This window comes from Peribacillus sp. FW305-BF15 (genome assembly GCF_058783805.1).
On sequence record NZ_JBYSYV010000006.1, the window covers coordinates 34,152 to 44,939 of the forward strand.

9 protein-coding genes are annotated in these 10,788 nt (G+C 40.4%); 3 read left to right on the forward strand and 6 right to left on the reverse strand.

Features of this window, described 5'->3' with window-relative positions; genetic code table 11:
• Positions 1-54: 54 nt before the first annotated feature.
• Complete coding sequence (locus tag AC3WLU_RS07695; protein ID WP_492597070.1) at positions 55-1,422, forward strand: FAD-binding oxidoreductase; 1,368 nt, start codon at positions 55-57, stop codon at positions 1,420-1,422.
• A 242-nt stretch (positions 1,423-1,664) separates the two neighbouring features.
• On the opposite strand, the gene ald is transcribed toward AC3WLU_RS07695, so the two are convergent.
• The 6 genes from ald to AC3WLU_RS07725 all read right to left on the reverse strand — a co-directional run bounded on the left by ald (position 1,665) and on the right by AC3WLU_RS07725 (position 8,098).
• On the reverse strand, positions 1,665-2,798 hold the full coding sequence (gene ald / locus AC3WLU_RS07700) for an alanine dehydrogenase (protein WP_034315093.1): 1,134 nt from the start codon (positions 2,796-2,798) through the stop codon (positions 1,665-1,667).
• Between the two features lie 171 nt (positions 2,799-2,969).
• On the reverse strand, positions 2,970-3,791 hold the full coding sequence (locus AC3WLU_RS07705; protein ID WP_413004429.1) for an EcsC family protein: 822 nt from the start codon (positions 3,789-3,791) through the stop codon (positions 2,970-2,972).
• A gap of 52 nt (positions 3,792-3,843) precedes the next feature.
• The gene (locus AC3WLU_RS07710) at positions 3,844-5,100 is read right to left on the reverse strand and encodes a PucR family transcriptional regulator (RefSeq protein WP_413004427.1); all 1,257 of its coding nucleotides are present in this window, start codon (positions 5,098-5,100) and stop codon (positions 3,844-3,846) included.
• 129 nt (positions 5,101-5,229) lie between these two features.
• Positions 5,230-6,228: an inorganic phosphate transporter gene (locus AC3WLU_RS07715; RefSeq protein WP_492597071.1), complete on the reverse strand. Its 999-nt coding sequence runs from the start codon at positions 6,226-6,228 to the stop codon at positions 5,230-5,232.
• Between the two features lie 15 nt (positions 6,229-6,243).
• On the reverse strand, positions 6,244-6,864 hold the full coding sequence (locus tag AC3WLU_RS07720; RefSeq protein ID WP_034315087.1) for a DUF47 domain-containing protein: 621 nt from the start codon (positions 6,862-6,864) through the stop codon (positions 6,244-6,246).
• A gap of 235 nt (positions 6,865-7,099) precedes the next feature.
• Positions 7,100-8,098: an inorganic phosphate transporter gene (locus tag AC3WLU_RS07725; protein WP_096340227.1), complete on the reverse strand. Its 999-nt coding sequence runs from the start codon at positions 8,096-8,098 to the stop codon at positions 7,100-7,102.
• 395 nt (positions 8,099-8,493) lie between these two features.
• On the opposite strand from AC3WLU_RS07725, the gene AC3WLU_RS07730 reads away from it, so the two are divergent.
• Entirely contained in the window at positions 8,494-9,324 is an 831-nt protein-coding gene (locus AC3WLU_RS07730; protein ID WP_492597072.1) for an aldo/keto reductase, read from the forward strand.
• Between the two features lie 474 nt (positions 9,325-9,798).
• Positions 9,799-10,053, forward strand: a complete 255-nt coding sequence (locus AC3WLU_RS07735; RefSeq protein WP_170946860.1) for a GlsB/YeaQ/YmgE family stress response membrane protein — start codon at positions 9,799-9,801, stop codon at positions 10,051-10,053.
• Positions 10,054-10,788 lie beyond the last annotated feature (735 nt).

The following is a 10,788-nucleotide window of genomic DNA, read 5'->3' on the forward strand; positions in this document are numbered from 1 at the left end:
ATCTCATTCGTGGTACATTTTCAGAATGTTCGGGGAAAAGAGGAGGCTGTAATAATGAAAGGTTATATAGAAGAATTAAGGAAGATACTTTCGGAAGAACAAGTAACGGTGAATGAAACTTTATTGGAACAGCACAGCCATGATGAATCATATCACAGCCCGCATTTACCGGATATGGTCATATATCCAAGGGATACTGCAGAAGTAAGCGCAGTCATGTGTTATGCGAATGAGCGTGAAATACCAGTCATTCCTTTTGGGTTAGGATCAAGTTTGGAGGGACATGTCGTTCCAGTCAAAGGGGGTATTTCCCTGGATTTGTCCTTGATGAATCAAATATTGGAAATCAGGGAAAATGATTTCCTTGTTAAGGTCCAACCGGGTGTGACAAGGACGCAACTTAATAAAGAATTAAAAAAATACGGTTTGTTCTTTTCCGTCGATCCTGGCGCCGATGCTACATTGGGTGGGATGGCAGCTACGAATGCAAGTGGGACGACCTCGGTCAAATATGGGATAATGCGCGATCAAGTCAGGGATTTGGAGGTGGTTTTAGCAAACGGTGAAGTGATTCATTCCGGAAGCTTAGCGACAAAATCATCTTCAGGCATTCATTTGAATGGCTTGTTTGTCGGCTCTGAAGGTACGCTGGGTGTATTTACTGAATTGACATTGAAGGTATATGGCATCCCTGAAGTCACAATGGCCGGAAGAGCCTCATTTCCAACCGTCGAACAGGCAGTATCTGCGGTTAATGGGATCATGCTTGCTGGAATCCCGATTGCACGAATTGAATTGGTGGATGCCGAGTCCATAAAAAAAGTTAATCAATTCATGGATAAATCCTATGATGTCCAACCAACTCTATTCCTCGAGTTTCATGGGAATTTTGCCGGACTGGAACAGGACGTCAAATTTGCCAAGGAAATCGTAAGTGATTTTGGCTGTGGAGATATCCAGTTTGAAACCGATTCAAAAGCACGGGACGCCTTATGGGAAGCGCGCCATAATCTCGCGTACGCTTTCATTCATAGTTCACCCGGAAAAAAGCTGATGGTGACCGACGTAAGTGTGCCACTACATGAATTATCGAATGCCATACTGGATACAAGGAAGAAAGTCGAACAATCCAAAGTGGAGGGGGCGATTGTAGGACATGTAGGTGACGGGAATTATCACGTATTGTTCATGATTGATTTGAAAAATCCTGAAGAAGTTAAAGAAGCGAAGAGGTTAAATGAAGAAATCGTCGAATATGCATTAACAAAAGGCGGTACATGTACGGGTGAACATGGGGTAGGACTTGGAAAATCGAAGTATCAGCGAAGGGAGCATGGAGCTGCTTATGAAGTGATGAAAACGATCAAACAGGCTTTGGATCCGAAAGGAATAATGAATCCAGGAAAGATTTTCATGGATTAAGAGAAATATTCTATTTTGATTATTAACCGGGGAAAGGGCAGACTTGATCAAGAAGTGGCATATCTTATATCTCCGGAAAAATCGCCCGTCCGAGCAGATAATCCAACCCATATGAGGATAATTCGACCCTTGTGCGGAATATCCCGGCCTGATCCAGATATCATACGGAGAAGCTCAGCTTCATTGAGGCCCTCGACCAAAAAAAATAAGACTCCAGACAAGATTCTGGAGTCTTATTAATATTAAGCGTTAATGTTATTCGGGTTTAAGGCGTTTTCAACACTTACGTAATTGTAGCCAAGGTCTGTGGCAACTGCTTCGAACGTGATTTCACCGTTGGCCACATTGACTCCTTTTGCAAGAGCATCATTTTCAAGGATCGCCTTGATGGCACCTTTATTTGCAATTTGAAGTGCAAATGGGACTGTTACGTTAGTTAAAGCTACTGTAGAAGTTTGAGGCACTGCCCCTGGCATATTCGCCACTGCATAATGAACTACTCCATGTTTAACATAAGTAGGGTTATCATGTGTTGTTATGTGGTCGACCGTTTCAAAGATACCGCCTTGGTCGATTGCAACATCGACAATGACTGAACCTGGAGACATCGTTTTAACCATTTCTTCAGTAACGAGCTTAGGAGCTTTAGCACCTGGAATCAATACGGCACCGATTACTAAATCGGCATCTTTGACTGCTTCTGCAATATTATAAGGGTTGGAGATGAGTGTAGTCAGTTCATTTCCGAAAATATCATCAAGCTGACGCAGGCGGTCAGGGCTTAAGTCAAGAATGGTAACATCTGCGCCTAAACCAATAGCGATTTTAGCAGCATTCGTTCCAACCATTCCTCCGCCGATTACAGCGACTTTACCGCGTTTAACTCCAGGAACTCCGCTTAAGAGTATTCCTTTACCGCCGTTATTTTTTTCTAGGAACTGAGCACCGATTTGTGCAGCCATGCGGCCTGCAACTTCACTCATTGGTGTCAATAATGGAAGTGTGCGGTTTACTGCAACCGTTTCATAAGCAATGGCCAAGACACCGCTTTCTTTTAGTGCCTGAGCTAGTGCCGGCTCTGCCGCAAGATGTAAATATGTGAAAAGGATTAAATCTTTTCTGAAATATTTATATTCAGATGAGATAGGTTCTTTTACTTTCATGATCATTTCTGTACTTGCCCAAACGCTAGCAGCGTCCTCGACTATAACAGCACCAGCTTCTTGATATGCTTCATTTGTGAAACTGCTTCCTAGACCTGCGTTCATTTCGATTAATACTTCATGTCCTGCATTGACTAATGCCACGACCCCAGCTGGAGTGATAGCTACACGATTTTCATTGTTTTTAATCTCTTTTGGAATTCCTATTCTCATCTTAATCCCTCCAATAATATGTTTTACTATTTGTATCACAAGTATAGTTGGAAAAAGAAACAGTTAGTATGTGGAAATCAGAAAAATGAAAAAGGTGTATTTGTGGAATTCCACAAACGCAGTTTCAAAAACCATGGACTTGCGAGGATCAAGACCTTTGTAAAGCTGAAGTCAATTCTTTGCAATAGGCTCTTGAATGCGCTCTAAAATCCTTCTTTTCTTGTAAAGCATGATTCCCGTATCGGCGATATCGGCAATCATTGAACGATTTGTAATGGCGCCAAATATTATTCCGGCAACAGGAACCATTTGCAAAAGCTTTTTCCAGCCAAACTGATCGCGGTATGTATAAACGACTTCTCGCCACCCTTGCAGTTCGGATGCTATTTCCCTTTTTGATTGGGAATCAGTCTGGTTCATTTTCGACAATTCATTTAATAGAGCCTTTTTGCCGACAACATCCGATGTTGTAAATTGCAGACATTTGACGATGAAAATACGTTCTTGGCGGTCCCTAGGATTGAAGCCATATGTGATGGCGATATCCTGAAGGGTTTTGATGGACATCCCGAGAAGAAGCGGGATGTCGATGGCCAAGGTGAAGAATCCGCCAATCCCGGTAGTGGCACCTTGAACCGTTGCCAATTTGCTGCCTGAAGTTTTAATATCCTGACTCACGCTATCCATGATATGGAGGGGGATTCTTGAAACATCTTCCAGGTCATTAATATTCAACTCGGGAACCTTGGCTTGCAGCTGACTTAGAATATGGGCTTCTTTCGTTAAATATTTTCCGCCATTCTGAATGTAGCTGCCGATTTCATCAAGCATGACACCCAATTTTTTTTGAATGAAATCCGGAGTCAACTTATCCAATAGCTTGAAGGGGATGCGCCCAATCCGTTCCCAAAACCATAGTCCTTTCTGATCTTTCTCCCATTTTTCAATGATTGTTAATTCTTTTTCAAGTTCTTCTTTTGTTTCTAATTTCATATGATCAACCTTTCCACACTTCTTTTAGCATTCCATATCTGGGAATATATCATTAATTTTTTTTGGAAAATTCATCATATTGATTAAGTTTAATGTTAAGAAAGAGGGACATTTTTTGAATTGGATCCTTTAATCGAATATTTCCAACTTCAGAGATTCTTTTTAATCGGTAATTCAAAGTATTTACATGGATATGAAGATTTTTTGAAGCTTCATTTGGGTTGCAGTCTTTCTCTAGATAGACGGTGAGTGTTTGCAGCAATTCCGTCTGGTTCTTCATATCGTATGCTTTAAGTTTAAGGATGGAAGGATGAACACGGCGCTGTTTGTTGCTTGCGAGTGATTCAATCATTTGAAACATGCCAAGTTCTTCATAATGTAAAATGAGTGCCATGTCATCAGGGAATATATTCTTCATTTTTAGGGTGTATAGAGCTTCTTCGTAGCTTGATTTAACATCCATTAAGTTTTTATACATATTGCCAGCCGTTCCAAGGATATGCTCAACACCGAAACGCCGTTTCATCTCCAGAATGAAAAAGGGGATGAACTCATAAATCGATGAAGTGAAAGAAGGGCTGTTTTCCTGGTTGGCTCCCGCGAAAAGAATGAGCTTGTTATGGTCAATGGCAAATAAGGAACTGTTTATCTTTTGAGTGGTCGTTAACATGTATGAAATGTAGCGCTCCACTTCGCGATTGATCTCTTTAGGAAATTCGAATACCAATATGGAAAAAACCACTGGAACATGGATTGAGAATTTCTTGTAATTTTCAATTATTTCCGTTTCCTCTTGGTAGTGCCCGGTCAACATGCGCCATAGGAACTCTTGATGACCTGCTTCTTTCCTTTTCTTTTTCAATTGCAATTGCTGTAACTGGTTCTTTGCCTCCTTGGCAGCGAATTGCAGAAATTTCATATCTTCTTCGGTGAAAGGTTCATTTACTTCCAAGGCCCAAATGAATCCAAGCACTTCATTATTTTTCCGGATGGAAACCGCAACCCTGTTACCAAGACCGACATCATTGATGGCCCCGATTTTAATGGGGGCATCTTCCTTCAATAACGCAGGGATGAAGCCATCTTTCCATAAACTGTTGATGACCTTTTCAGGGACACGTCTTCCGATTATGGTCATGATACGGGCCTGATCCGTAGTATCATCGTGAGTGCTATAGGCAAGTAAGCGGTGGTTACCGTCCTCGATTGTAATGGGGCAACCTAAAACAGAACTGATTCTATCGGCAAACTCCATCATATCTCCATAAAGGTCTTTAAAAATATCTCTATTTTTTTCGAATTCCTTCATTTTTATTTTGCCCCTCGCTAAAAAAAATTCCTTCTACTTGAATTTTAAACGATTTCCTATTGATAAGCATAGATAAATCCTTTGTAAAACAGAAAATCCCTACCGATGGAAACCGGAAGGGATTTTATTTTAGAATAGGAAGTTAATTAAAAGATAAAGCAAACCAGCTAATGTTGCCGAGATGGGAATGGTAATGAACCAAGTGATGATCATTCTTTTTGCCGTTCCCCATTTTACTCCCTTGACACGATGCGCAGACCCAACACCCAGTATTGAAGACGAAATAACATGGGTTGTACTGACTGGCATGTGTATTACAGTCGCGCCGAAAATGATGAAGGCTCCGGTTAAATCGGCTGCAACACCATTGACCGGGCGGATTTTCATGATTTTGCCGCCAACGGTTTTAATGATTTTCCATCCGCCGACGGAAGTTCCAAGTCCCATTGCGAGAGCACAGGAGAACTGAACCCATAAGGCGATATCGGTACTTGATGCATAACCATTTGCAATAAGGGCCATCGTGATGATACCCATCGCTTTTTGTGCGTCGTTCGTTCCGTGGGTATACGATTGAAGTGCTGCAGTAGCAATCTGTATAGTCCGGAATCTTTGGTTTGTTTTTGTCAGGTTATTGTTTTTAAAGACAACTTTAAAGATGCTGTATACGATAAACCCGATTACAAAAGCAATTAACGGGGAGAAGATCAAAGCTTGAAGAATTTTCATGAAACCTTCCCATTTAATTCCAGTGAATCCCGCTGCAGCAATGGCCGCACCAGCAATCGAACCGATCAATGCATGGGAGGAACTGCTTGGTATTCCGTAATACCAGGTTAGAAGGTTCCATATGATAGCGGCAAGCAGGGCAGCCATAATTACATATGAACCATTCGGAAGCGTGAACGGGTCCACGATATCCTTCGTTATGGTCTTCGCCACTCCAGTAAATGTCATGGCACCGACGAAATTCATGACGGCTGCCATGATGATGGCATGCCTCGGCTTCAAGGCCTTTGTTGAAACGGCAGTCGCTATTGCATTGGCTGTATCATGAAAACCATTGATGAAGTCAAATGCTAAAGCAAAGAAAACGATTAATATTGTTATAATTAATAAAGTATCCATTTATTGGGGTACTCCTTAGGCGTTTTTCATTATGATTGTTTCAAGTGTATTGGCCACCGCTTGACAGTGATCGGCAATCTCCTCAAGGCTTTCGTAAATTTCTTTATATTGAATGATCCTGATTGGATCTTTTTCAACTGTAAACAAGTTTTTGATTGATTGACGTTGGATTCCGTCACAAACGGATTCAAGATCTTTAATTTTGATTGCATGTTCACGTATCAATGGCAATTTTTTAGTGGATAGTGTATCGACAGCATTTTCAATCTCATACGTACACTGTTTGATTGCATCCACAAACTTAAGCATATACTCATCTGCATTTACAATTGAGTACATTTCGAATAATGCCGCACAGTGTTCCAAACCGTCTATGACATCATCCATTCTCATGGTTAATTCAAGGATATCCTCCCGTTCGATAGGAGTGATGAAAGCATTGTTCAGCTCTTTGATCACATTATGAACCATTGAATCGCCTTTATGCTCATAATCTTTCATCGTATCTGAAAATACTTTTAGATCGGAGATATTTTTGAGTTTATAATCCGCGAAATAGTCAGCACCTTCTTTAAGGTTTTGAGCGATGTTAAAAAGCATTACAGCGAATTTGTCTTTTTTTGATTTAAAAGCCATGTTAAAGCCTCCCAATTAGTCATGCAAATTTACGCACTTTAGTCGTACGCTTAGTATTAACAAATTGATTGTAACGAATTCATGTAGGATCCGGGAAGGTTTTTCGACGAAAATTTACAAAATCTTAATAAAACTTTACATAAAAAAACAAGGAAAATTAAAAAAGGGGAAAAACCTGCATTTATAAGGGGGTATTTGTAAAAAAAGCCTTTCCGATATGGAAAGGCAAAAGGTTCTATAAAAATAAAGCAATCAAATAGTAAATGACTCCAGCTAAGGAAGCGGAAATTGGCAATGTAATGAACCAAGTGACCAACATGTTTTTTGCGGTTCCCCATTTTACCCCTTTGATGCGGTGCGCAGAACCGACCCCAAGTATTGAAGAAGAAATGACATGAGTCGTGCTGACCGGCATGTGCAGGAAGGTTGCACCGAAAATGATCGCTGCTCCAGTTATATCGGCAGCCACACCATTAACCGGGCGGATTTTCATGATTTTACCGCCAACGGTTTTGATGATCTTCCAACCTCCGATCGATGTACCAAGCGCCATGGCTATTGCGCAAGATAATTGTACCCAGAAAGGAACTTCAGAGGTAGAGGCATATCCGTTAGCGATCAAAGCCATCGTGATGATACCCATGGATTTTTGAGCATCATTCGTCCCATGTGTATAAGACTGGATGGCCGCCGTGACAATTTGTATTCTCCTGAATCGTGTATTGGTTTTTCCTAAATTATTATTTTTGAATACTACCTTGAAGATACTGTAAACAATGAATCCAAGCGTAAAGGCAAGGATGGGAGATAGGATCAATGCTTGTACAATTTTAGTGAATCCACTCCATTTAATAGCATCGAATCCACTGGCCACGATGGCTGCTCCAGCTATTGAACCAATGATCGCATGGGAGGAACTGCTTGGAATGCCAAAATACCAAGTGATTAAATTCCATATTATTGCCGAAATTAGTGCAGCAAGGATAACATAAGAACCATTATTCAATGTGAAAGGATCGACGATATCCTTTGTAATGGTATGCGCTACACCGGTAAAGGTCAGTGCTCCCAATAAATTCATGACCGCAGCCATGATGATTGCATGACGTGGTTTAAGTGCCTTGGTTGATACGGCTGTAGCGATGGCGTTAGCCGTATCATGGAAACCATTGATAAAGTCAAAGACCAAAGCAAAAATAATAATTAGCGCGGTTAAGATGAGAATGCTATTCATACATGGAGGACTCCCTTGATTTCAAGTATGTAAAGTGTATATAGATTATGGCCGATGAATGGGCAAAGGACAGCTTGCACTCCTCAATATATAGCATGGGAGTTTTAGTTTTGATTATTCTTAAAAGATGGCACCTTCTTTTTTACATGGTTTAAAGTCGAACTATACTATTGTAACGAATTACATACCTATTAGGATAGATGTTTCGTCATTTTTATACAAAATATTTAACTTAATGAATGATTAAAAGGTAAAAATGCATCCTTTAATACATATAAATGGTATTTAAGTGTTGTTTTCGCGCTCAAGGACTTTATAAATCCCGATGCTTATGGTTAGAAATAGAAGGTGGAGGGATGTATAATTGGTAAATAAAAGTAAGGGGGAATGATGGAATGATTTCGAATATTGGGGAAACGGTCACCTTACATAATGGAGTTAAAATGCCACAGTTGGGTTTCGGTGTATTTAAAGTGAAAAACGGCAATGAAACGGTTGAGTCCGTCAAAAAAGCGGTCGAAGTCGGTTATCGTGCGATTGATACAGCGGCCATTTATGAAAATGAAGAAGGTGTAGGCCAAGCGATTCGGGAATGCGGAGTGCCACGTGAAGAATTGTTCATAACTTCCAAAGTGTGGAATACCGAGCAAGGATATGAAACGACGCTCAAGGCATTTGAAGATAGTTTAAATCGACTTGGATTGGAATATTTGGATTTATACCTGATCCACTGGCCGGGAAAAGATAAATATCTGGAAACCTGGAGGGCATTGGAGAAGCTTTATAAGGATGGAAGGGTGAAATCAATCGGTGTAAGTAATTTCCATGTTCATCATTTGGGAAATTTACTTGCAATCAGTGAAGTGAAGCCGGTCGTCAATCAAATTGAATTGCATCCACTTTTGACTCAAGTCGAAATTCGTGATTACTGTGCAAAACATGAAATAAAGGTAGAATCTTGGAGCCCGCTAGGCAGAGGGAACCTTTTGGAAGAGCCGACAATTAATCATATAGCAAAGAAGCACGGGAAAAGTCCAGCACAAGTGTTGATTAGATGGCATTTGCAACATGATCTAGTTGTAATACCTAAATCGATTACGCCATCCCGTATCAAGGAAAATGCACAGGTATTTGATTTTTCATTGAGTTTAAATGAAATGAATCAAATAGATGCCTTGAACAAAAATGAACGTTTCGGCAGCAATCCCGATGAACTTTTGTTCTAAAAAGAATACTGCAAATGATAGGAGGGTGTCCCGATAATGGGGCATCCTTTTTCTTTTTGCTTTATGAACATAATTGAGACGAATGCTGCTTATACTAACTATGTGACAAAGTTAAGCCTATGGTATACCCGTTTAATATATCTGATAATCCTGTTTTTATTGCCAAATATTTTTAAAAAAAATTAGGTTTTAGATTAATTAAACGGGGAAAATAATGAGTACAGCAGCAAACAAAAAGAAAAAATTCACTAACATGAGGATTGTTCAATCAGTTACTCAAGGGCTATAGCTAGCTAACACTACCCAATAACTAAACATTCACATTCATTAGATATTGTGCGAATCGGCATCATACCATTTGAATGTAAAGGTTAAAAGTACTGAAAAAAAGCATGACAATATGGAAGTGATTTAATTTCTTGGAGTCTGCTGCAGAAAATCAAAAAATAACTAATTTGAAGGAGGAAATATATTATGGGATTTTTATGGTCATTAATTATCGGAGGTATCATCGGTTGGTTAGCAGGTATGATTGTTGGACGTGACGTACCATTTGGAATTATCGGTAACATTATCGCTGGTTTTGTTGGTGCATGGTTAGGTTCATTAATTCTTGGGAACTGGGGACCTTCAGTGGCAGATTTCGCTATAATTCCAGCATTGATTGGTGCAATCGTATTTGTCTTCATCTTAAGCCTTATCTTAAAAGGCATGAGAAAAGCTTCATAAATACAAAAATAAAGCTGGCCCAAGTGGCCAGCTATTTTTTTATGCCAAAATGAACGGATTTCGTCCCAACATGTGTATATTTCGGCCGTGTAGCGTAAAAAAAACTCGACCCAACATGCAGAAAATCTGTCCGCTGAAAAAAATATGAGCGACAATTGGGATAATATTAATGAAGAAATAAGAACACCGTCCGGTATGTCACAAATCCGAAATTAATTGAGTTTGCAAAAAAGTGTTGATCTCCACTTCAGGCACTCGCTTTCCGCGGGCGGTCCGGGAAGCCTCCTCGGCACTTTGCGCCTGCGGTGTCTCCCCTGGACACGTATTCCCGCAGGAGTCTCGTACCTTACGCTCCAATCAACTTTGTTTTACCTTTTAGATAGAGTTCCATTTGACTAAAACTCGATAATAATTGATTTTTCCTACAGTATTTTTGAGTGTTTATAGAATTGAAACGTTGATTTCCACTCAAGGCACTCGCTTTCCGCGGGCGGTCAGGGAAGCCTCCTCGGCACTTTGCGCCTGCGGTGTCTCCCCTGGACACGTATTCCCGCAGGAGTCTCGTACCTTACGCTCCAATCAACTTTGTTTTACCTTTTAGATAGAGTTCCATTTGACTAAAACTCGATAATAATTGATTTTTCCTACAGTATTTTTGAGTGTTTATAGAATTGAAACGTTGATTTCCACTCAAGGCACTCGCTTTCCGCGGGCGGTCAGGGAAGCCTCCTCGGC